We start from the raw sequence: 20,839 nt of genomic DNA, 5'->3' as shown, positions 1-20,839 counted from the left end.
AGGTATCCTGAAAACCGCAGTGGTATCATGATTTAGCACTGCGTTTTCAGGAGCATCAGTCGTTAAGCTGACTCTGAGAGATCTTTTAGATATTGAAACAATAAGCGGAATGATTTTGGCGGTTTATTGGCTTCTTTCTCTTTTTTAGCATTACGAATAAGTGTGCGTAATTGCTGGCGATCGGCCATAGGATAAAGCGCTACCACTTCCTCAATCACTTCATTACCACCGTCAATCAGACGTGTACGCAGATCTTCTAGTTTATGTAACACTAAAATTTGCTGATTATGGCGATTTTTTAGTTTATCTAGTGCTTGGCGGATCGGCTCTTCATCAACATTACGGAGTAACTTACCGATATATTGAATTTGGCGACGACGCGCTTCGCGTTGTACCTTTTGCGCCAATTTAATTGAAGCGAGTAGTTTTTCATCAAGAGGAACACGTTCAAGCTCTTGAGCACTTAACTCAACAAGTTCGGTGCCTAATTTCTTTAACGCTTCAGCATCACGTTTAATTTCACTTTTGCTGACCCAAATGATCTCTTCCTCTTCTTCCTCTTCTAACGGTGTATTGTCAAATTCAGGATTGAGGTAGTGCCACTCTTCTGGCTGCTTTGCCATAATAAAAATTCCTGTTGCAGAGTAAGCCGGGAGTGTGATTTGGTGAATGACCAAAAGCCCGACGGGTGATAACATTCATATATCTTCTATTGTAACTGGGAAAATCGCTTGTTGACCACCTGTCAATTGATTTACTTTAGCAAAAATAAGTAAAAAGTGATGTTCTCCTTAGGAAAATGGTTCTCAATGAATAATACAGATCAGGTAAAACAGCTGGAAGAGGCAGTTTCTCTTGCACTGGAGATCGCCGCAAAACAGTGTGACGGTGCAGAAGTTGCAATTAATAAATCAACAGGCATAAGCGTTAGTACACGCTATGGTGAAGTAGAAAATGTTGAATTTAATAGTGATGGTGCATTAGGGATCACCGTCTATCAGCAACAACGTAAAGGGAGTGCATCTTCTACAGATTTAAGTCCTGATGCGATTAAACGTGCAGTACAAGCGGCTGTAGATATTGCGCGCTACACTTCTGTTGATCCTTATGCAGGGCCTGCTGATAAAGCCCTGTTAGCCTTCGATGCCCCTTTTCTTGATCTCTACCACCCAACAGACATAACAGCAGATAAAGCGATTGAGCTAGCGTCTCGTGCGGAGCAAGCTGCATTAGACAGTGATAGCCGTATCGTCAATACCGAAGGGGGAAGCTTTAATAGTCATAGTGGAACTCGTGTCTTTGGTAACAGCCTTGGTTTATTAAAAAGCTACTCTTCATCTCGTTATTCAATGTCGAGTTGCGTTATCGCTCGTGAGGGTGAGGATATGGAGCGCGATTATGCCTATACCATTAGTCGCCGTTTTGAGGCGTTACAATCTCCTGAATGGGTAGGACAAGAGTGTGCACGCCGTACCTTATCTCGTCTAGCTCCCCGTAAATTATCCACCATGAAAGCGCCTGTTCTCTTCTCAGCGGAAGTAGCAACGGGGATCTTCGGTCATTTAGTGGCAGCCATCAGTGGTAGCATGATCTACCGTGAGTCATCTTGTTTGTTAGATAGCTTAGGAAAACAGATTTTCCCTCAATGGTTAAATATTCAAGAGCGCCCACATATTGTGGGGGGATTAGCATCAACGCCTTTTGATAGTGAAGGGGTACGCACATCAGATGCAGATATTATTAAAGATGGGGTACTGCAAGAGTGGCTCCTTACTAGCTATTCCGCAAGAAAATTAGGGTTAAAAAGCAATGGACATGCGGGGGGCATTCATAACTGGCGTATCCCAGGGCAAGGTCTCTCCTTTGATGAGTTGTTAAAAGAGATGGGCACAGGGCTTGTGGTCACTGAATTAATGGGACAAGGGGTTAGCACGGTGACAGGGGATTATTCCCGTGGTGCGAGCGGTTTCTGGGTCGAAAATGGTGAAATTCAGTATCCAGTGAGTGAAGTGACTATTGCCGGTAACTTGAAAGAGATGTGGGCGAATATTGCCACAATAGGTGATGATATTGAAACCCGCAGTAATATTCAGTGTGGATCGCTACTATTACCAGAAATGAGTATCGCAGGTCAGTAGCACCTTACCTTTAATCTCAGCCCATAAGTGGGCTGAGATATCGCGCTTACTTGTATTTTATTGCGTTAATAAGATAAAAAATAACACGCGAACCTTCAGCATTGCTTAACGGTGTAATTCACCAGCAGCTTCAGGTTGGTAGAGAATTTCTAATACTTTGACCTTAGTTTCAAGGCCATTAGGAAGCTGCCAACTGATCTCATCATTGATAGCTAAACCTAATAGTGCCGCACCCATTGGCGCCATGACTGATAATTCAGTCGCACTATCTTTTAATGAAGCAGGGTAAACTAAAGTACGAATACGCTCTTCATTATTTTTTAAGTCCATAAAACGGACTTTGCTGTTCATGGTGACGATGTTAGCAGGGATATCAGCTGGTGTAACAATGTCAGCACGATCTAACTCTTCATTTAAAGCTTCTGCAATTGGGCTGTCTGCAAAGGCAGGTTGCTCTAGTAATGAATCTAAACGTTCTGCATCAAGTTCATTGATGATAATTGTTGGCTTTGTCATACCACACTCCAATTTGTTCCAATGCAAAACAACACCCCCACGGATTAGGTGGGGGTGTTGTTAAACTCTATGTAAGATAATAGGCGGTTCTGTAGCAAAAAGAAAGAGGCAGTGATCACAGTCTCTTTCTGGGATTTTTGTTAAGAAATGCTAATCTATTGTTTTTAATTAGAATTAATCTTCATCAAACCCTGATTCAAATAATGCAATAATCGCATCAATCGCTTCTTTTTCATCACAGCCACTGGCTTCTATATCGATGTGACTGCCTTGTTCGGAATCTAACATCAACATCGCAATCACACTATCTGCTTGCGCCTCAACGCCTTCATGGTTACGTAACGTCACCGTTGATTGAAATGTATTGACCAAATCAAACAATTTCATGGCAGGCCTTGCATGCATGCCTAAACGGTTTTTTATCGCTACGCGTCGATATTGGGTCATTTGCGCTTTTCAAGTGTTCTGTGGCGTGATTGTACGTTTTTCCCTCTAGAGCGGAAATAGTCAGCCAGTTGTTCAGCCACGTAAACAGAACGATGTTTGCCGCCAGTACAACCAATAGCAACAGTTAGGTAACTACGATTATTCGTCTCTAACATCGGTAGCCAAAGTTCTAGATAACTTCTTGTTTGATAAATAAAGTTATGCACTTCAGTATGGCGATCGAGGAAGGCTGCGACTGGACGATCTAACCCCGTCATTGGGCGTAATTTGGGATCCCAGTGGGGATTAGGTAAAAATCGTACATCAAAGACATAATCAGCATCGATAGGAATACCATGTTTAAAACCGAAAGACTCAAATACCATGGTCAATTCGCGTTCACGTTTACCGAGTAAGCGTGTACGTAGCATTTCGGCTAATTCATGCACTGACATCTCTGAGGTATCAATAATCAGGTCAGCCCGTGATCGTAAAGGTTCGAGCAGATCACTCTCTGTATCAATCGCCATTTCTAGCGAGAGGTTTTTCGTTGAAAGAGGGTGTAAGCGTCGAGTATCACTATAACGGCGGATCAGCGTATTTCTATCAGCATCTAAAAATAACAGTTGTGGAGAATATTCCGCGGGTAAACTTTCCAGCGCCTTTTCGAAAATCTCCGGTGATTCTGGCATATTACGTACGTCAATACTGACTGCGGCAGCGGCAGCATCACGCTCAGCCAGTGTTTTCGCAAGCTCCGGTAACAGATCGACAGGTAAGTTATCAACGCAATAAAATCCCATGTCCTCAAGCGCACGCAAAGCGACTGACTTACCTGAACCAGAGCGTCCGCTGACTATCATCAGCACCATGAGGTAGCTCCCCTTAATTTCCCAGTGATGAATATCATTCCACTGTATGCTATTCGCGTCCTGATAAACCCAAACCCATTAGGTTTATTCTGTGATAATCTGATAAAGCTCTTCATCACTTTGTGCGGAGCGTAGTCGGCGACATAAATTTTTGTCAGCCAACTGTTTTGCAATCAAAGACAGTGTGTGTAAATGTTCCTTACATTGTGTTGCAGGAACGAGTAATGCAAACAACAAATCGACAGGTTGATTATCAATAGCGTCGAAGGCAATAGGCTCGCTTAGGTGAAGAAACACACCAACAACTTTTTCAGTTTCATCACTTTCAATACGCCCATGAGGGATAGCCAATCCACCCCCAATCCCTGTTGTACCGACTTTTTCACGCGTTAATAAAGCCTCAAAAATCAGTGTTTCTGGTAAATTCAGTGCTTGAGCTGCATTCTCACTGATAATTTCTAACGCGCGTTTTTTACTTGTGCAATGCACATTGTTATGTGTACATGCCAGAGTAAGTACGTCGCTAATATTCATCTTTGTATCGTTGTTCATTGTCTTATTCACTTAGACCAGCAAACCAGATGCCACAGAGTGACATCTGGTTTTTGTTAGCGGATTATTTAGGCGCTGTTTTTAATTGAACAAACGCGACATCAATAACACCCTAACATCGCCGATTGTATTCCCATTTTACAATGGGAAATGAATTAATGTTGTCTCAGTTTATCTTTGTGTTTGGTTAATTGACGAGCCAGTTTATCCATTAATCCATCAATTGCTGCGTACATATCTTCTGCTTCCGCAGAGGCATGTAATTCACCGCCATTTACTTGAATCGTCGCTTCCGCAATTTTAGTCACTTTTTCGACTTTGAGGATAACTTGGACGTTATTAATTTTGTCAAAGAACTGAGGTAATTTAGCGCTTTTTGCTTTGACGGTATCACGCAGAGCATCAGTTAATTCAATATTATGACCAGTGATTTGAAGTTCCATAGTGTCTTCCTTCTCAATTATGCTCAAACCAACTCTTTACGTTGATTTGAAGGCGGGATGGATAATGACTCTCTATATTTCGCAACAGTTCGTCGAGCAACCTGTATACCAAGCTCGGCGAGCATATTTGCCAGTTTACTATCACTTAGTGGTTTCGCTGGGTTTTCTGCTGCGATTAGTTTCTTCACTAAAGCCCGAATTGCTGTTGAAGAGGCTTCACCTCCGTTATCAGTATTTACGTGGCTTGAGAAAAAATACTTCAATTCGAAAATTCCCCGAGGACAATGCAAATATTTTTGCGTTGTAACGCGAGAAATGGTGGACTCGTGCATCTCAACCTGTTCTGCAATATCGGCCAAAACAAGGGGTTTCATATGCTCTTCACCGAATTCGAAAAACGCCTGCTGTGTGTCAACAATGCAATGAGCGACTTTTAATAATGTCTCATTACGGCTTTCTAAGCTTTTTATCAGCCATTTAGCCTCTTGTAAATTGTCACGAATAAATTTCCCATCGCTTTCGTTTTGAGCTGATTGCCCAAGCGCTGCATAAGTCTCATTTATGCGTAGGCGGGGAATGCTATCCGTATTTAACTCAACTTGCCAGTGTTCTCCTGATTTTTTTACCAGTACATCAGGAATAACATACTGTGATTCCTCTGTATCAATACTTAAACCCGGTTTTGGATCAAGAGATTGAATGGTCTCAATTACTACTTTTAATGTCTCTTCACGTAGCTTAGTGTGACGCATTAATTGGCGAAAATCACGATTACCTAATAACGCTAAATAGTGCTCAATAACAAGTTGAGTCTCTTTCAAATAAGGTGTATTAGTTGGAAATGTCGACAATTGAATTAACAGACACTCTTTTAAGTCTCTGGCAGCGACACCTACGGGATCAAAGCGTTGAATACGCTTTAATACCGCTTCAATCTCATCAAGCTCTAACTCATCATCACCCATTCCGGCAAGAATGTCATCTGTTGAAACTGTTAAATATCCTGTTTCATCGACAGCATCAATAATGCTTGTCGCGATAGCACGATCAGTATCAGTAAAAGGTGTTAGGTCAGCTTGCCAAGTTAGGTAATCTTGCAGTGAAGCCGTGGTTTCACCTTGATAGAGTGGTAATTCATCAGCCGCATAATCATTACTGGTGCCTGAAGGGGTGCCTGCGGTGTAAATTTCTTCCCATTGGGTATCGAGAGGAAGATCGTCAGGCATCTCCTTTTGCTCTAGTGCATCTAGGGTATCTAACACCTCATTATCACGCTCATTGTCTGGTGTACTATCATCACTCTCTTGTGTTGATGAGCTATCAGAATGCGTTACATCCGCTTGATCGTCTTCTTGTTCAAGCAATGGGTTAGATTCAAGGGCTTGTTGAATTTCTTGTTGTAATTCAAGCGTAGAAAGTTGCAACAAACGAATAGCCTGTTGGAGCTGTGGCGTCATGGCCAATTGCTGACTAAGACGAAGTTGCAGACTTTGTTTCATAGTGATGCGATGGATCCTCTTATGTTGTCATCCGTGACGAAATAAAAGTGTCACTCAGATCACAGGCGGAAGCCTTCACCTAAGTAAACACGTTTAACTTGCTCATTTGCCAAAATTTCTTCTGGTGAACCATGGGCAATAAGGTGTCCTTGACTGACGATATAAGCACGTTCACACACATCTAAGGTTTCGCGTACATTATGGTCGGTAATTAATACGCCCAAGCCATAATCGCGTAGATGTTGGATAATTTTCTTAATATCTAAAACGGAAATAGGGTCAACACCGGCAAAAGGCTCATCCAATAAAATAAATTTAGGATTTGCCGCTAGCGCCCGTGCTATCTCTACACGACGGCGTTCACCCCCTGATAAAGATTGCCCTAAACTATTACGTAAGTGACTGACATTAAACTCTTCAAGTAGCTCTTCTGCACGATCTTTTCGTTGTTCGGCCGTTAAATCATGGCGTATTTCTAAAATTCCCATGATATTGTCATAAACGCTTAAGCGTCTAAAAATAGAGGCTTCTTGTGGCAAATAACCAATACCCTTACGCGCACGCTCATGTAACGGGAGTAAGGTAATATCTTCATCGTCGATAGTAATGCTACCCGCATCACGGGCGACAATACCTACCACCATATAAAAGGTGGTGGTTTTTCCCGCACCGTTAGGACCAAGTAAGCCAACAATCTCACCGGAGTTAACATTGAGGCTCACATCACCGACAACGGTGCGCCCTTTGTATGCTTTTGCTAAATTTTCAGCTTTTAACAGCGCCATAAAGTGTTACTTACCTTTGTTGTTAACACCGGGACCTTTCTCTTGTAACTGAGAAGGGAGTAAAACGGTGGTGACTTGTTTTCCCTTACCGCTAAATGCTTCCATTTGTTGTGTCGGTACGAGATAAGTGATTTTATCACCGGTGATATTACTGTCTAATTGTTCAAGATAAGCTTTACCTGTTAAGGTCACCAGCTCTTTGTCCATCTCATAGGTCATTTTATCACCACGACCTTTGATTGGTTTACCATCATCTTGTAACTGATAGAATGTCACAGGGTTACCAAAAGCTTCAATCACGATTTTTTTAGAATCGCCACCAGGACGTGTAACCACTACTTTATCAGCTCTTATATCAATAGAGCCTTGTTTTACCACAACATTTTGTGTGAAAGTGGTAATATTTTTTTCTAAATTAAGTGACTGTTTCTCGGAATTAACAACAATAGGTTGTTGTGTATCATCTTTAAGTGCCATAACTGGGACACTTATTGAGAATAACGTACTGATAATTAGTGTATTACGGATTTTTCGATTCATTAGGGATCTCATAATAGGTGTTCACCTGTTCAATCAGCTCTGCACGTTTTTCACGCAGATTGCCTCGCATTTTTAAGCCGACTGATTTCAGTCCGACGCCGATAATAGTCACTTCATCATCAGAGGAAACATCTTGTGTATCCAGATCTGCGATAGCATTTTCTGTGCTGATCCGCTGAAGTTGGGAGTCATCAGTTAAACTATCAATTTGAACGTCGCCATAAAGATAGAGCATTTTACTGTTTGTCAGTTTGGCTTTATTTGCACGCACTGTCCATGTTGCATCTCCTGTCGGCGAATAAGTCGTTAAGACAGGATTAGTAAACCATGTAAACTTTTGCTGAGCATAGTTTTTGACATCATCAGCAACTAGTTTATATCCCAGTATACCTGTTGGTTCATAAACAAAGGATATTGATGATTTAGATTGGTAGGTGGGTTGACCATCTTCAACAATCTTTCCATCATCAAGCTCAGTATTGTTAGTATAGTTCCAGCCAATTAGCCCAAGAGCAATAATGGCTAAAATCAGGGTAAACCAGGATTTTAATTTATTCATTCTGTGTCGTTATACGTTTAAATCGATAAACCTTTAGCTTCTTCAAGTCGACCTTGGGCTAATAGGATCAAATCACATAATTCTCGTACTGCACCGCGTCCACCTAAAATATGGGTAACATAGTCGGCACGAGGTGTGAGTAATGGATGGGCATCAGCAACGGCAACTGACAGTCCTACTTTTTCCATTACCGGTAAATCAATCAGATCATCGCCAATATAGGCTGTCTGTTCTGGTTTAAGGTTTAGTGTATCTAACAGTTGTTGATACGCCAAAAGCTTATTATGCTGTCCTTGGTAAAGATATGTAATGCCAAGTGTTTTGGCTCTATCTTCTAAAAGCTTAGATTGACGACCCGTAATGATAGCGACCTCAATACCCGATGTAAGTAAACAACGAATGCCATAGCCATCACGGACATTAAACGCTTTCAACTCTTCACCGTTATTGCCCATATAAATAAGTCCGTCAGACATCACACCATCAACATCGCAAATCAGCAATTGGACTTTTTCTGCTTTTTGCATTATTTGCTTGCTTACTGCACCGTAGCAGGTCTCTATCATTGTATTCATCTTTATCCTTATGAACGCATAACAAGCTTAAACAACCCCAGCTTGCAATAAATCGTGCATATGTAAAACACCTAATAAAATATCACTATCTGGTTCAGTGACTAACAGTGAAGTGATATGTTTTGCTTGCATTAAATTAAGCGCTTCTACCGCTAAGCTATCTGGGGAAATGCGAATTCCGCCTTTCGTCATTACATCTGATATTTTGGCATTATTAAGATCAATACCTAAATCAAAGATACGACGCAAATCACCATCAGTAAAAATACCGTTAATCAACATATTATCATCACAGATAACGGTCATACCTAATTTTTTACGGGTGATCTCTACCAGTGCTTCGCGTAATGTCGCTTCTTTGCTGACGCGTGGAATATCATCATCTTTATTCATTAAATCACTGACATGAAGCAATAATTTGCGCCCCAATGCACCACCGGGATGCGATAGTGCAAAGTCTTCCGCCGTAAAACCTCGAGCGCGCAATAAAGCGATAGCTAAGGCATCTCCCATCACCAGTGTTGCCGTCGTGCTGGTGGTAGGGGCTAAACCTAACGGACAAGCTTCTTTAGGGACTTTTATACAAAGATGAATATCAGCAGCTTTCCCCATTGTACTTTGAGGTGAGCGTGTCATACAAATTAAAAGGATCTGTTTACGCTTGAGGACAGGGATAAGGGCGAGAATTTCACTGGCTTCACCTGAATTTGAAATTGCCAGCACAATGTCTTTTTCTGTCACCATACCTAAATCGCCATGACTGGCTTCACCGGGGTGAACAAAAAAAGAAGGGGTGCCGGTACTGGCAAAGGTGGCGGCAATTTTATGCCCAATATGACCTGATTTTCCCATGCCCATAACAATCACTCTTCCCTGACAGTGAAAGATTTTTTCACAGGCAAGAGAAAAATCGTCATTGATATATTGTGCTAACTCAGCTAATCCTTCTTGTTCAATTTGAAGAACCTTTTTACCTGCTTGCTGAAAATCAAATCCGGTCATTTTTTGTACCATTTATTTTAGGTTAAGAGAGAATGTGCAACGCACAACACCGTAATATAAACAATAAAACAAACTAATAAGAAAATCCCCTTTCCACGGTTTAGCCGCTGTTTGCGCCCCAATGAAAAGAGTGAGAAAAGTAGGCCCGCGGCCACCAGCACAGTAAAACTAAAATAGAATGCTTGCATATTAAATGTGCTAGGAGAGAGTAATGCGGGCATGCCTAGCACAAAGGTGAGATTAAAAATATTAGCGCCAATAATATTGCCTAGAGCCAGTTCATTTTCACGTCTTAAGGCTGCCACAACGGTCGTTGCTAATTCAGGTAAACTGGTGCCAATAGATAGCAAGGTTAGTCCAACTAAAAAACCGCTGAGATGATACTGTTGCATGATGATAAAAACATTATCAATGATCATTCTTGTTGCAACAGGGATTATCAGTAATGCAATAACCACCCAAAATAGGGCAACAGAATTACGTGGATTAGTTTGTAATTCAAAACGTGAAAGTGTCTCTAGCGGTAACACATGGCGCACTTGTGTTAAGGTTTTATGGAGCATTTTTATCATTAGAAAAAGAGAGGCGAAGCCGATGAAAAAAAGTAAACAGCCTTCTCTCAACCCTAGATGACCATTAGAAACCACCAGTCCTGCTAATAAGATGACTATAATCATCAAAGGAAGTTCTTTTTTTAGTACCGCAGATTGGATATTCATGGGATAAATCATCGCTCCAATCCCAGCAATCAGTAGCAGATTCGTTAATGAAGATCCTATTGCTGTACCTATCGCTATCTCGGGTAAATTGTGGATGGCCGCGTCGGTTGCAACAAAAAGCTCCGGCAATGAAGTACCCATTCCCACAATAACAATACCGATAACGGCAGGAGGGAGCTTTAATGATTGAGCAAACACACTTGCACCATACACCAGTCGGTCTGATGCATAGACTAATAACATCAACCCAACAATGAGAAGAGACAAAGTAATCAACATGCCATCAGTTTTCCAACAATGAGTGAAAAATAAAGAAAAAACCAATAAGACAGGGCTGATAAAAAACATTATTGTCAAAAGGTTTTGCTAATTAACCATATTTTGACTAGCCAAGCACGAAAAGTAAAATCAACCGTGCAATAAATTGCTAAATAGTGGTGATTTCTTTGTAACATTGACAATGACCTGCCAAAATAGCGTATAAATTTTGTTTATGCAGACAGGCTTAAGGACGTTTTATTCATGAACGCACAACCAGACAATTTAATTGAAGTGCGCAATATGAACTTTACTCGCGGTAGCAGAAAGATTTTTTCGCAAATCAATCTGGATGTGCCTAGAGGAAAAGTGACTGCAATAATGGGGCCTTCAGGGATAGGTAAAACCACCTTATTACGCTTGATGGGGGGACAAATTCTGCCTGATAGTGGTGATATTTGGTTTGATGGTGACAATATTCCTAAGTTATCACGCTCTGCTTTATATCAGTCAAGAAAAAAAATGAGTATGCTTTTTCAATCAGGCGCCCTTTTTACTGATATGAATGTATTTGAAAATGTCGCCTTCCCATTAAGAGAGCATACTAATTTACCCGAGGCGTTAATTCACACTACCGTGATGATGAAGTTAGAAGCGGTAGGGTTAAGAGGGGCAGCTAATTTAATGCCATCTGAATTATCGGGGGGAATGGCGCGCAGAGCCGCTTTAGCAAGAGCGATAGCCCTTGATCCAGATTTAATCATGTTTGACGAGCCATTCGTTGGACAAGATCCCATTACCATGGGGGTATTAGTAAAACTGATTGATGAATTAAACCATGCATTAGGGGTCACTTGTGTGGTGGTGTCTCATGATGTCCCTGAAGTACTGAGTATTGCCGATTATGCATATATTATTGCAGAACAGAAAATCATTGCTCAGGGAAGTGCAAAAGAGCTACAGGAAAATCCAGACAGACAAGTAAGACAGTTTTTAGATGGTATTGCTGATGGACCTGTACCTTTCCGTTTTCCTGCGGGGAACTATCAGGATGATCTATTAGGACGAGGTAATTAGTACGTGGTTAATTTACTAGCGCGGTTAGGCGCGCGATCACTGTCGATTTTTGCGACTTTTGGTAGAGCCGGCATCATGCTATTTCGAGCATTGATCGGTAAGCCTGAGTTTCGTAAGCAGTGGCCATTATTAATGAAGCAACTGTACAGTGTTGGTGTTCAGTCGCTACTGATCATTATGGTTTCTGGACTTTTTATTGGCATGGTTCTTGGTTTACAGGGCTATCTAGTACTGACGACATTTAGTGCGGAAGCGAGCCTAGGTATGATGGTGGCGCTTTCTTTGTTACGAGAGTTAGGCCCTGTGGTGACGGCACTATTATTTGCTGGACGTGCAGGCTCTGCACTGACCGCAGAAATAGGTTTAATGAAAGCAACAGAGCAGATATCCAGTTTAGAAATGATGGCTGTCGATCCTCTTAGACGTGTGGTTGCGCCACGTTTTTGGGCCGGGTTTATTAGTATGCCATTACTTTCACTGATCTTTGTTGCGGTGGGGATCTGGGGTGGTGCTATTGTCGGCGTGGATTGGAAAGGCATTGATGAAGGCTTTTTCTGGGCATCAATGCAAGGTGCGGTTGAGTGGCAAAAAGACTTAGTGAATTGTTTTATTAAGAGTGTCGTGTTTGCCATTACCGTGACTTGGATAGCGCTGTTTAACGGATATGACGCAATCCCAACATCGGAAGGGATTAGCAGAGCAACAACGCGTACCGTTGTTCATTCATCGTTAGCCGTATTAGGTTTAGATTTTGTGCTAACTGCACTGATGTTTGGGAATTAAGTCATGCAAAGTAAAAAAATTGAAGTTTGGGTTGGTTTATTTGTTGTTATTGCACTGATAGCGGTTGTCTTTTTAAGCTTAAAAGTGGCTGATATTAAAGAAGTGGGTAATCAACCTACTTATCGTGTCTACGCAAGTTTTGGTAATATTGGTGGTTTAAAAGAGCGTTCACCGGTTAAAATCGGTGGGGTGGTTATTGGTCGCGTTGCCTCTATTACCTTAAAAGAAGAGGTGGAAGGTAACTATCGTCCTGAAGTTGCTCTCGATATTTTAAACATTTATGACCATATTCCTGACAGCAGTTCTCTTTCTATTCGCACATCAGGTTTATTAGGTGAACAGTTTTTGGCCTTAAATCTCGGCTTTTATGATGAAGATTTAGGTTCTGATTTTCTAAAGGATGGTGGCAGAATTACCAATACCCATTCAGCCATGGTGCTTGAAGATTTGATTGGTCAGTTCCTTTATAAAACCGGTGACGGAGATGGAAAAACAACCTCTGACTCAAAAACGCAAACCGAACAACCAGCATTACCTTAATGATCATTCGCTTACGGTGTGGTTTATTTAGTGCACCGTATTTACTGAAATATAATCCCAAGAGGAAGCGAGTATGTTTAAACGCTTATTAATGGTCGCATTATTGGTGATAACACCTTTTGCGATGGCGGTCGATAAAACCAATCCTTATGCATTGATGGAAGATGCCGCGCAAAAAACCTTTGATAAATTAAAAACTGAGCAACCAGAAATTCGTAAAAATCCAGAACTGTTACGTGAGATTGTTCAACAAGAGTTGTTACCTTATGTACATATCAAATATGCTGGAGCATTAGTGTTAGGGCCTTATTATCGTAATGCAACGCCGGCTCAGCGTGATGCTTACTTTGCCGCTTTTAAAGATTATCTTGCACAAGTGTATGGTCAAGCATTAGCAATGTATGAAGGGCAAGAATATCGCATAGAACCCGCTAAACCTTTTGCGGATAAATCAAACCTGACTATTCGTGTCACTATTATTGATAAAAATGGTCGACCACCAGTACGCCTTGATTTTCAATGGCGCAAGAACAGTAAAACGGGTGAATGGCAAGCCTATGATATGATTGCCGAAGGCGTTAGCATGATCACCACCAAACAAAATGAGTGGTCTGATATTTTAAGTGCGAAAGGGGTTGATGGTTTAACTAAGCAATTAGAAATTAGTGCCAAAACACCGATTACATTAGATGAGAAAAAATAGTATGTCAGCTTCGTTAAATTGGCAAAAAGAGGGTGAAATACTCTCTTTCCAAGGAACGCTAGATAGAGAAACGTTATTGCCAGTTTGGCAACAACGTAAAGCGTTATTAGCTGATATTAATATCATCGATATTTCTCAACTTGATCATATTGACTCAACCGGATTAGCACTTTTTGTCCATCTAAAGGCCGAAATGGAAGCACTTGATCGTCAATGTGTTATTCAAGGTGTTAGTGAGCGCTTTCAAACGCTAATCACACTCTATGATCTTGATGAAATTATGAATATTGCTTAATGCTTTTCCCGATAAAGCAATAAAAAAATCCCCCTTATTGATACTTTTATCATTAAGGGGGTTTTTCATGGTTTAAGAGTAGGCCGGATTCTATTAGGATAGGCAACTGATTATTATTTTAACGTTGAGATTGAGCAATTATGGATACAAATGAAATCAAACAAGTATTAATGGATACCCTATCTTTAGATGAAGTCATTGTTAATGGTGATGGCAGTCATTTTCAGGTTGTGGTTGTTGGCGCGATGTTTGAAGGAATGAGCAGAGTGAAACAACAACAAACCATTTATGCCCCTTTGATGGAATATATCGCAGATAATCGTATTCACGCTTTATCTATTAAAGCCTACACACCCGAAGAGTGGAAAAGGGATCGTAAACTCAGCGGGCTTTAATTCAGTAGGTATACAGCGTACAGCAAAATAAAAAAGAGAGTTCTACAGATGGATAAATTTAGAGTACAAGGGCCTACCTGCTTATCCGGTGAGGTCACTATTTCAGGCGCAAAAAATGCTGCACTACCAATTCTGTTCGCTGCTATCCTTGCCGAAGAGCCAGTAGAATTAACCAATGTTCCTAAGCTAAAAGATATTGATACCACCATTAAGTTACTTAATCGTTTAGGTACTAAAGTCGAACGCAACGGCTCTGTTTTTGTTGATGCTCGTCATATCAACGAATTTTGTGCTCCCTATGAATTAGTTAAAACGATGCGTGCCTCTATTTGGGCATTAGGGCCATTAGTTGCACGTTTCGGACGTGGTCAGGTTTCTTTGCCGGGTGGTTGTGCGATTGGTGCGCGCCCAGTTGATCTGCATATTACAGGTTTAGAGCAGCTTGGTGCGGAAATTACGCTGGATGAAGGTTATGTGAAAGCGCGTGTTGATGGTCGCTTAAAAGGGGCACATATTGTAATGGATAAAGTGAGCGTAGGTGCCACTATTACCATTATGACTGCCGCTGTTTTAGCCGAAGGTAAAACCATTATTGAAAACGCGGCGAGAGAGCCAGAAATTGAAGATACCGCGAATTTTCTTAATACCTTAGGCGCAAAAATCAGTGGTGCAGGCACCGATAGCATTACTATTGAAGGGGTTGAACGCCTTGGTGGAGGCACCTATCAAATTTTACCAGACCGTATTGAAACGGGGACATTCTTAGTCGCGGCGGCGGTTTCTCGTGGTCGTGTTGTTTGTCGCAATGCTAAACCAGATACGCTTGATGCGGTATTAGCTAAATTACGTGAAGCGGGTGCTGATATTGAAACGGGCGAAGACTGGATAAGCCTTGATATGCATGGTAAACGTCCTAAAGCGGTGACTCTGCGTACGGCACCACATCCTGGTTTCCCAACCGATATGCAAGCTCAGTTTAGTCTTTTAAATCTTGTGGCTGATGGAGCAGGAATGATCACTGAAACGATTTTTGAAAATCGTTTTATGCATATTCCTGAACTTATCCGTATGGGGGCCCATGCTGAAATCGAAAGCAATACTGTACTTTGTCATGGTGTTGATAAGCTTTCAGGCGCTCAAGTGATGGCTACCGATTTACGTGCTTCTGCCAGCTTAGTATTAGCCGGTTGCATTGCTGAAGGTACGACGATTGTTGATCGTATCTATCATATCGACCGTGGCTATGAAAATATTGAAGCCAAATTACAGGGTTTAGGGGCTAAAATCGAACGTCTACATTCTAATGACTAATTAAGTTTAGTTACCCTGTTATCGTGATTAAAAACCATAGCACTTTATTGGTGCTATGGTTTTTTATTATTCATCAAGCGTATTTATAGATTTTTCACTAAGTTAACAGCATCTTGGTTATTAATGTTTTTGCTTACATAGTTTTTTAGCATGACTCTATTTGATACAATAAGCGAAAACCACTTACTTTCCCATGCTTTATAGGCGTGCCAAGAATATCCTATAGAATAGTCTTTACTCATATGATTCATCGAATGAAATACCGCTTTAAGATATATTTTTTCTAAGGATGTATCTTTTATTTCGATAATTGTTGCAAGATAAATTAGCCAATTTGCTAAATGAACATATTGTTCCCATGCACTATTTTCGCTCGTTAGTTTTATTTTTTCCTGTATTATTTTTTCTATCATATTCATTGCCTTGGCATCTGTCACAAGAACACCAAATGCAGCTAAGGACATAATTATTTCATAAAAATTATTTTCAACCTTGAGAAAACTTTTAGAAAAGCTGTGTTTTCCACTCAGTACTTTTTCGATATTCTCTAACGAATCTTCTACTCTTTTTTGTACATCTTGAATTTTTGAATTTAATTTATCAAAAAAGTCATGAATATCTAAATTATCAATGACTCTAATGCCATAACAATGAAAATAATACTCTTTTAAATAAGATTCTACTTTCTTTCTCGATACTAAAAACATAGAGGAACCAATAACATTTTCTCGTGAGAAATTTTTGTACTCATTAATAATTGCTTTAAGATTAGTGTCTCCAAGAGAATAGCCTAATATAACGATTGTATTTTCATAAATCATGGAGCTTATTTTCTTAGAAAAATAAGAGTTATAGTTTATAAATTTAAAATAATCATCAGAAGTAACTACCATATTACTAGGCGAATCAATAGAACCATGAACATGATAAATTTTTGTACTGGAAGATGCTTTTGGTATTGGTAAACCAGGTGCAAGAGATTGACATTTTTTTATTGGGATCATTTCTTCGATAAGTTTATCATAATTTGTTGTTATTATTCTTATTGAATTATTATCTAAGAAATTCTTTACATGCTTATTATCTTTTGATAAATGAATTTCTTTTATTATTTCTGCTATCTTTTCATGTAAATTTTCTCCTTTTTTTTGATATTCAATATAAATAACTTGAGCCGCTTCTTCTAAGCTTAATGGATTTTTTCCATTTTCGGGAAAAAGTGATTTTTTGACTTTATTTAAACCATCTAATTTATCACAGGCTTTTTCAAGTAAAGATTGCCAGCCAAGAGCTTTGTTATTCGTTAGTGCTTTAGAAAAACCGGTTCCTGTAAACAAACATAATCTATTTGCTGCCGCTGAATAGGCTATTTCATATATTTCATTCACTTTTTTTACCCCATGTTTTGTAATATAAGTATGTTAAGTCATCTAATTTGAAATTGATAAAATCACCATTATTCATTTTTACAGGTGGTAATTCACTAAATATAAATAAATAAAGAGGTTTTGGCGGTGTTGATAGTGCTATTTTATCTAATTCTTGCCGAGAGGTTCTTTTATACTCTGATTTATTTACAAGACGTTCAGAAATAAAAAATGTTGGCTTGCAAATTAAGTCACCTTTTTTCATTTTTTTATCAAAACGGACAAGGTAATAATTATCTATACGCTTAACCCAAGCTTTACCGAAGTATATTCGAGGTTCATCTACATATTCGCTTAGATCTTTTTTATCATTAATATAAATGAAGAAATCTCTTAAATGGATCTTTCCTTCTGCAATATTGAGAAAGAAATTTTTTTTATCGATAAAATCATTAACGAGTCCTGATAAACGCTTTTTTGAATGACGTGTTTTATTACTATTTTCGTCATCAATATTTTTTGTTTTTAAGCGTTTGTTGATGCCATCTTCCTCTTTTGATGAAGAGATATCATGAAATTTAGTTTTATAAGGTGTTGAGAGATCAAGCTCAACAATATCATCGAGAATAAAAGGAAGAGCCTCTGGATCTTCTTTCATTTTTTTTATTCTACGAAATTCATTTTCTTCATTGATCCCTATTTTACATGTATCACTATGTTCAGAAACAAATTTAAAATGAGGAACTCTTTTTCGTAATCGGTTTGGTTTATCAAGATTGGCACAAGTTACTTGGGCATGACAATCAGGTTCAGTACATTCAAAAAGATATTTTGATGTTATTATTTTTTTTGAAAATAAATTATCAACTTCTTCTGCTGTAATATTTCTATTTAATTCAAGGCTTTTGGCTAATTCTATTTTCATTGAAAATCTCTTTTACGTATTATTTTTATATTTATTTTGTATTTTATTAAATGATAAATATCATATGCTTTTTTGAATTTCTGCTTAATGGATAAAAAATGTGCGCTGTGTAATGATAAATAACTATTTAGGATTATTCACCTATCAGTTAAGTAAAAAAATTAATATATATTATTTTTTATTATAACGTGGTATATCCATCATTCTAAATGAAATTAATAAAATAATACCTATGGTAATTCTTTGATAGCAGGATACAGTAAAGAAAGTCAGCCTGTGTTAGGTCATTCTTTATTAACCGCTTACCAATAAAAAAGGAAAAAACGCTATGCAGGTCACAAGGAAACAAGAGCGTGTTATTCGTCAAGCACTTGATTATTGGCAACAATCTGGTGAGCTATCAGCACAACAGCATCAACAACTAGAAAGTACATTACAACGCCTTCCCTTTGATTGGAAAAGATTGAGTCGCTATGCTTTTTGGATAGCTATTGCCTGCTTAATTATTGCTGCCGTTAACCTTTTTAGTGATACCGCATTAATTCATTATCTTATCGAATTATTTAGTGTCTCTGAGATTATGCGTGTGGTATTTCCTGCGCTTATTGCTGGTATGTTTTATTTTTGGGGCTTTAAACGCCAACGCAAAGAAATACTATGGCATTACAGTACTGAGTTTATTCTCTTTTTAGGGATATTATTTACGGCGGTTTTTCTTTGGCAACTCGGTGAGTTGTTAGATGATGGTAGTGGTAATATTGCGCCACTTCTTTTAATGGGTTGCATTATTTATGCTGTGATTGGCTTTATCAGTCACTCTTCATTAGTGTGGTTATTTTTCTTATTAATGTTGGGCAATTGGTTTGGTGCTAAAACGGGTTATATGTCCGGTTGGGGCGCTTATTGGCTAGGCATGAATTATCCTATTCGTTTTGTGTTATTTGGCTCTGCATTATTAGCGGGATGCTATTTTTTGCAAAATATTTTAATGCGCCGTCGCTTATTTTTTATGACAAAGATAATGGGACTGTCTTATCTCTTTATTGCGTTGTGGATCATGTCTATTTTTGGTAATTATGATCCGGATACGTGGTATTACATTTCAAGTGTGCAGTTATTACCTTGGGCTTTATTATTTGCTGTTGTTGCTGTCATTTGTATTTATATCAGCTTAAAAACCGATGATGGTATGTTGAGAGGCTTTGGACTAACATTCCTTGGTATCAATCTTTATACCCGCTTTTTTGAATATTTCTGGAATAGCTTACATAGTGCAATTTTCTTTTTTATCTTGGCTATTTCACTGATTTTTATTGGACGTAAAGCAGAAAAAATTTGGCATGCCATTGAAAATAGCCGCATGGTAAATAAGCAATAATGTCGTGAATAACAAGGTAACTCGCGAAAGTTAGCTATGGCTATGACTCTGGCTGATATTCTGAAATAGTGACATCAACATTTATTTCATTACCATCACGTAATAAGGTTACCGGTAAAACGGTACCAGGACGTGTTTCTGCAATATAGTCCATCATCTCCATAGCTGATTTAGCGGGAGCATGGTCGATACTTAAAATGATATCGCCAATTTTCATTCCCGCTTTATCAGCAGGACTATTGGGCGTAATGCGGAAGATACGTAATCCTTGGATCTGTTTAATATCGGTATTTGAAGAGCGAATTTTAGGTAGCTCTTTCGCGGTAATACCAATAAAACCACGAATAACTCGCCCATCACGGATAAGCTTATTCATAATTTTTACGGCTAATTGTGTTGGAATAGCAAAACCAAGTCCTTCCGCACTGGGGCGATAGCCATTGTAGGTGCCTGAATCAAAGGTCATGGTATTAATACCCACTAACTCACCTTCAGTATTAATCAGTGCCCCCCCTGAATTACCTTCATTAATTGACGCATCGGTTTGAAGGAAGTTTTGGTAACGTGTTGGGCTTAAGCCGACACGTCCTGTGGCACTAATAATACCTTGTGTGATAGTTTGCCCAATATTAAATGGGTTACCAATGGCTAAAACGACGTCACCCACATGAGAAATACGCTTACTATTGATGGGGATGGTAGGTAATTTTTCTGCATCAACTTTTAATACTGCAAGATCGGTTAAGGGATCTGAGCCAATCAATAACCCTTCATAGAGATCACCATTTTGCAAAGCCACAATAATTTGATCTGCATTATTAATAACGTGCTGATTGGTAAGAATATAGCCCCGCGGATCCATAATCACCCCCGCACCTAGCGAGGTCAGCTCGCGCCCTTCTTGAGAAAAGCTTCCCATTGTGCTGCTGTAGACATTAACTACCGCAGGTGCCGCACGGCGCACGGCTTTGTTATAGCTAAATGGGGCATTAAGAAAATCACCATTAATCAGGTGTTCAATAAAGATAGGGCGGATAGAAGGTACCGCAACCAAAAGAATGGCAGCTGTTAAAACACCAATCAAGGTAGATCGCAGTAGCTTGCTTAACATAAAAATCCTGTATTTATGTTTGAATAAGAGGATAGCGTCGTAAGTGTCATGAGAATAGCACAGTTTCGCT

General features: G+C 39.5%; 25 protein-coding genes. 9 read left to right on the top strand and 16 right to left on the bottom strand.

Annotated elements, in window-relative coordinates; all coding sequences use genetic code 11:
- Positions 1 to 62 precede the first annotated feature (62 nt).
- Positions 63 to 623, bottom strand: a complete 561-nt coding sequence (yjgA, locus tag AACV01_RS04000) for a ribosome biogenesis factor YjgA (protein ID WP_004248913.1) — start codon at positions 621 to 623, stop codon at positions 63 to 65.
- A 186-nt stretch (positions 624 to 809) separates the two neighbouring features.
- On the opposite strand from yjgA, the gene pmbA reads away from it, so the two are divergent.
- Positions 810 to 2,138, top strand: a complete 1,329-nt coding sequence (gene pmbA / locus AACV01_RS03995) for a metalloprotease PmbA (RefSeq protein WP_004248914.1) — start codon at positions 810 to 812, stop codon at positions 2,136 to 2,138.
- A gap of 105 nt (positions 2,139 to 2,243) precedes the next feature.
- On the opposite strand, the gene rnk is transcribed toward pmbA, so the two are convergent.
- The 12 genes from rnk to AACV01_RS03935 form a co-directional block, all read right to left on the bottom strand.
- Complete coding sequence (gene rnk, locus AACV01_RS03990) at positions 2,244 to 2,654, bottom strand: nucleoside diphosphate kinase regulator (RefSeq protein WP_004245312.1); 411 nt, start codon at positions 2,652 to 2,654, stop codon at positions 2,244 to 2,246.
- 174 nt (positions 2,655 to 2,828) lie between these two features.
- Positions 2,829 to 3,101 (bottom strand): PTS phosphocarrier protein NPr, encoded by a 273-nt coding sequence (npr, locus tag AACV01_RS03985; RefSeq protein ID WP_004245309.1) that lies wholly within the window; start codon positions 3,099 to 3,101, stop codon positions 2,829 to 2,831.
- Positions 3,098 to 3,952 (bottom strand): RNase adapter RapZ, encoded by an 855-nt coding sequence (gene rapZ / locus AACV01_RS03980; RefSeq protein WP_004245308.1) that lies wholly within the window; start codon positions 3,950 to 3,952, stop codon positions 3,098 to 3,100. The genes npr and rapZ overlap by 4 nt, the downstream gene beginning before the upstream one ends.
- An 84-nt stretch (positions 3,953 to 4,036) precedes the next feature.
- Complete coding sequence (gene ptsN / locus AACV01_RS03975; RefSeq protein ID WP_004245307.1) at positions 4,037 to 4,504, bottom strand: PTS IIA-like nitrogen regulatory protein PtsN; 468 nt, start codon at positions 4,502 to 4,504, stop codon at positions 4,037 to 4,039.
- A 155-nt stretch (positions 4,505 to 4,659) separates the two neighbouring features.
- Positions 4,660 to 4,947, bottom strand: coding sequence for a ribosome hibernation promoting factor (hpf, locus tag AACV01_RS03970; protein ID WP_004248916.1), 288 nt, complete (start codon positions 4,945 to 4,947; stop codon positions 4,660 to 4,662).
- Positions 4,948 to 4,970: 23 nt separating this feature from the next.
- Positions 4,971 to 6,446, bottom strand: a complete 1,476-nt coding sequence (gene rpoN / locus AACV01_RS03965; RefSeq protein ID WP_004248917.1) for an RNA polymerase factor sigma-54 — start codon at positions 6,444 to 6,446, stop codon at positions 4,971 to 4,973.
- Positions 6,447 to 6,505: 59 nt separating this feature from the next.
- On the bottom strand, positions 6,506 to 7,231 hold the full coding sequence (gene lptB, locus AACV01_RS03960) for an LPS export ABC transporter ATP-binding protein (protein WP_004245304.1): 726 nt from the start codon (positions 7,229 to 7,231) through the stop codon (positions 6,506 to 6,508).
- A gap of 6 nt (positions 7,232 to 7,237) precedes the next feature.
- Positions 7,238 to 7,771, bottom strand: a complete 534-nt coding sequence (gene lptA / locus AACV01_RS03955; protein ID WP_004245303.1) for a lipopolysaccharide ABC transporter substrate-binding protein LptA — start codon at positions 7,769 to 7,771, stop codon at positions 7,238 to 7,240.
- Positions 7,752 to 8,330 carry an LPS export ABC transporter periplasmic protein LptC gene (gene lptC, locus AACV01_RS03950; RefSeq protein WP_004245302.1) on the bottom strand — a complete coding sequence of 193 codons (579 nt, stop codon included), beginning with the start codon at positions 8,328 to 8,330 and terminating at the stop codon, positions 7,752 to 7,754. The genes lptA and lptC overlap by 20 nt, the downstream gene beginning before the upstream one ends.
- 17 nt (positions 8,331 to 8,347) lie before the next feature.
- Positions 8,348 to 8,905 (bottom strand): 3-deoxy-manno-octulosonate-8-phosphatase KdsC, encoded by a 558-nt coding sequence (gene kdsC, locus AACV01_RS03945; RefSeq protein WP_004245301.1) that lies wholly within the window; start codon positions 8,903 to 8,905, stop codon positions 8,348 to 8,350.
- Positions 8,906 to 8,932: 27 nt separating this feature from the next.
- A complete protein-coding gene (gene kdsD / locus AACV01_RS03940) occupies positions 8,933 to 9,907 on the bottom strand; it encodes an arabinose-5-phosphate isomerase KdsD (protein ID WP_017628220.1) in 975 nt (324 codons plus the stop codon).
- Positions 9,908 to 9,924: 17 nt separating this feature from the next.
- The gene (locus AACV01_RS03935) at positions 9,925 to 10,905 is read right to left on the bottom strand and encodes a calcium/sodium antiporter (RefSeq protein ID WP_036896005.1); all 981 of its coding nucleotides are present in this window, start codon (positions 10,903 to 10,905) and stop codon (positions 9,925 to 9,927) included.
- Between the two features lie 243 nt (positions 10,906 to 11,148).
- Here AACV01_RS03935 and mlaF point away from each other — a divergent pair, with 243 nt between their 5' ends.
- From mlaF to murA, 7 genes are all read left to right on the top strand, one after another.
- Positions 11,149 to 11,961 (top strand): phospholipid ABC transporter ATP-binding protein MlaF, encoded by an 813-nt coding sequence (gene mlaF, locus AACV01_RS03930; protein WP_004245298.1) that lies wholly within the window; start codon positions 11,149 to 11,151, stop codon positions 11,959 to 11,961.
- 3 nt (positions 11,962 to 11,964) lie between these two features.
- On the top strand, positions 11,965 to 12,744 hold the full coding sequence (gene mlaE, locus AACV01_RS03925) for a lipid asymmetry maintenance ABC transporter permease subunit MlaE (RefSeq protein ID WP_004248921.1): 780 nt from the start codon (positions 11,965 to 11,967) through the stop codon (positions 12,742 to 12,744).
- A gap of 3 nt (positions 12,745 to 12,747) precedes the next feature.
- Positions 12,748 to 13,284, top strand: a complete 537-nt coding sequence (gene mlaD / locus AACV01_RS03920; RefSeq protein ID WP_004245296.1) for an outer membrane lipid asymmetry maintenance protein MlaD — start codon at positions 12,748 to 12,750, stop codon at positions 13,282 to 13,284.
- Positions 13,285 to 13,357: 73 nt separating this feature from the next.
- Positions 13,358 to 13,987, top strand: a complete 630-nt coding sequence (gene mlaC, locus AACV01_RS03915) for a phospholipid-binding protein MlaC (RefSeq protein WP_004245295.1) — start codon at positions 13,358 to 13,360, stop codon at positions 13,985 to 13,987.
- 1 nt (position 13,988) lies between these two features.
- A complete protein-coding gene (gene mlaB, locus AACV01_RS03910; RefSeq protein ID WP_004248922.1) occupies positions 13,989 to 14,282 on the top strand; it encodes a lipid asymmetry maintenance protein MlaB in 294 nt (97 codons plus the stop codon).
- Positions 14,283 to 14,422: 140 nt separating this feature from the next.
- Positions 14,423 to 14,677, top strand: coding sequence for a BolA family iron metabolism protein IbaG (gene ibaG / locus AACV01_RS03905; protein WP_004245293.1), 255 nt, complete (start codon positions 14,423 to 14,425; stop codon positions 14,675 to 14,677).
- 48 nt (positions 14,678 to 14,725) lie between these two features.
- Positions 14,726 to 15,988, top strand: coding sequence for a UDP-N-acetylglucosamine 1-carboxyvinyltransferase (gene murA / locus AACV01_RS03900; RefSeq protein ID WP_004245292.1), 1,263 nt, complete (start codon positions 14,726 to 14,728; stop codon positions 15,986 to 15,988).
- Between the two features lie 83 nt (positions 15,989 to 16,071).
- Here the strand turns inward: murA and AACV01_RS03895 are convergent, their stop codons facing one another.
- Positions 16,072 to 17,376 carry an SIR2 family NAD-dependent protein deacylase gene (locus AACV01_RS03895; RefSeq protein WP_049237054.1) on the bottom strand — a complete coding sequence of 435 codons (1,305 nt, stop codon included), beginning with the start codon at positions 17,374 to 17,376 and terminating at the stop codon, positions 16,072 to 16,074.
- Positions 17,369 to 18,280: a hypothetical protein gene (locus AACV01_RS03890; protein WP_161682464.1), complete on the bottom strand. Its 912-nt coding sequence runs from the start codon at positions 18,278 to 18,280 to the stop codon at positions 17,369 to 17,371. The genes AACV01_RS03895 and AACV01_RS03890 overlap by 8 nt, the downstream gene beginning before the upstream one ends.
- Positions 18,281 to 18,608: 328 nt before the next feature.
- Here AACV01_RS03890 and AACV01_RS03885 point away from each other — a divergent pair, with 328 nt between their 5' ends.
- Complete coding sequence (locus AACV01_RS03885; RefSeq protein WP_161682462.1) at positions 18,609 to 19,658, top strand: DUF2157 domain-containing protein; 1,050 nt, start codon at positions 18,609 to 18,611, stop codon at positions 19,656 to 19,658.
- Between the two features lie 40 nt (positions 19,659 to 19,698).
- On the opposite strand, the gene degS is transcribed toward AACV01_RS03885, so the two are convergent.
- On the bottom strand, positions 19,699 to 20,769 hold the full coding sequence (gene degS, locus AACV01_RS03880) for an outer membrane-stress sensor serine endopeptidase DegS (protein ID WP_004245290.1): 1,071 nt from the start codon (positions 20,767 to 20,769) through the stop codon (positions 19,699 to 19,701).
- Positions 20,770 to 20,839: the final 70 nt, after the last annotated feature.

The organism is Proteus sp. G2609 (assembly GCF_963896135.1).
Lineage (GTDB): Bacteria > Pseudomonadota > Gammaproteobacteria > Enterobacterales > Enterobacteriaceae > Proteus > Proteus mirabilis.
This window is presented reverse-complemented; position numbering and strand designations above follow the sequence as displayed.

What these genes read in the sequence shown, in the direction of transcription:
- yjgA (WP_004248913.1), bottom strand. Translation starts at nt 623, where the DNA reads ATGGCAAAGCAGCCAGAAGAGTGGCACTACCTCAATCCTGAATTTGAC.
- pmbA (WP_004248914.1), top strand. Translation starts at nt 810, where the DNA reads ATGAATAATACAGATCAGGTAAAACAGCTGGAAGAGGCAGTTTCTCTT.
- rapZ (WP_004245308.1), bottom strand. Translation starts at nt 3,952, where the DNA reads ATGGTGCTGATGATAGTCAGCGGACGCTCTGGTTCAGGTAAGTCAGTC.
- lptC (WP_004245302.1), bottom strand. Translation starts at nt 8,330, where the DNA reads ATGAATAAATTAAAATCCTGGTTTACCCTGATTTTAGCCATTATTGCT.
- lptA (WP_004245303.1), bottom strand. Translation starts at nt 7,771, where the DNA reads ATGAATCGAAAAATCCGTAATACACTAATTATCAGTACGTTATTCTCA.
- rnk (WP_004245312.1), bottom strand. Translation starts at nt 2,654, where the DNA reads ATGACAAAGCCAACAATTATCATCAATGAACTTGATGCAGAACGTTTA.
- degS (WP_004245290.1), bottom strand. Translation starts at nt 20,769, where the DNA reads ATGTTAAGCAAGCTACTGCGATCTACCTTGATTGGTGTTTTAACAGCT.
- murA (WP_004245292.1), top strand. Translation starts at nt 14,726, where the DNA reads ATGGATAAATTTAGAGTACAAGGGCCTACCTGCTTATCCGGTGAGGTC.
- kdsC (WP_004245301.1), bottom strand. Translation starts at nt 8,905, where the DNA reads ATGAATACAATGATAGAGACCTGCTACGGTGCAGTAAGCAAGCAAATA.
- mlaC (WP_004245295.1), top strand. Translation starts at nt 13,358, where the DNA reads ATGTTTAAACGCTTATTAATGGTCGCATTATTGGTGATAACACCTTTT.
- AACV01_RS03935 (WP_036896005.1), bottom strand. Translation starts at nt 10,905, where the DNA reads ATGTTGATTACTTTGTCTCTTCTCATTGTTGGGTTGATGTTATTAGTC.
- ibaG (WP_004245293.1), top strand. Translation starts at nt 14,423, where the DNA reads ATGGATACAAATGAAATCAAACAAGTATTAATGGATACCCTATCTTTA.
- hpf (WP_004248916.1), bottom strand. Translation starts at nt 4,947, where the DNA reads ATGGAACTTCAAATCACTGGTCATAATATTGAATTAACTGATGCTCTG.
- AACV01_RS03885 (WP_161682462.1), top strand. Translation starts at nt 18,609, where the DNA reads ATGCAGGTCACAAGGAAACAAGAGCGTGTTATTCGTCAAGCACTTGAT.
- lptB (WP_004245304.1), bottom strand. Translation starts at nt 7,231, where the DNA reads ATGGCGCTGTTAAAAGCTGAAAATTTAGCAAAAGCATACAAAGGGCGC.
- ptsN (WP_004245307.1), bottom strand. Translation starts at nt 4,504, where the DNA reads ATGAACAACGATACAAAGATGAATATTAGCGACGTACTTACTCTGGCA.
- npr (WP_004245309.1), bottom strand. Translation starts at nt 3,101, where the DNA reads ATGACCCAATATCGACGCGTAGCGATAAAAAACCGTTTAGGCATGCAT.
- mlaF (WP_004245298.1), top strand. Translation starts at nt 11,149, where the DNA reads ATGAACGCACAACCAGACAATTTAATTGAAGTGCGCAATATGAACTTT.
- rpoN (WP_004248917.1), bottom strand. Translation starts at nt 6,446, where the DNA reads ATGAAACAAAGTCTGCAACTTCGTCTTAGTCAGCAATTGGCCATGACG.
- kdsD (WP_017628220.1), bottom strand. Translation starts at nt 9,907, where the DNA reads ATGACCGGATTTGATTTTCAGCAAGCAGGTAAAAAGGTTCTTCAAATT.
- mlaB (WP_004248922.1), top strand. Translation starts at nt 13,989, where the DNA reads ATGTCAGCTTCGTTAAATTGGCAAAAAGAGGGTGAAATACTCTCTTTC.
- AACV01_RS03890 (WP_161682464.1), bottom strand. Translation starts at nt 18,280, where the DNA reads ATGAAAATAGAATTAGCCAAAAGCCTTGAATTAAATAGAAATATTACA.
- mlaD (WP_004245296.1), top strand. Translation starts at nt 12,748, where the DNA reads ATGCAAAGTAAAAAAATTGAAGTTTGGGTTGGTTTATTTGTTGTTATT.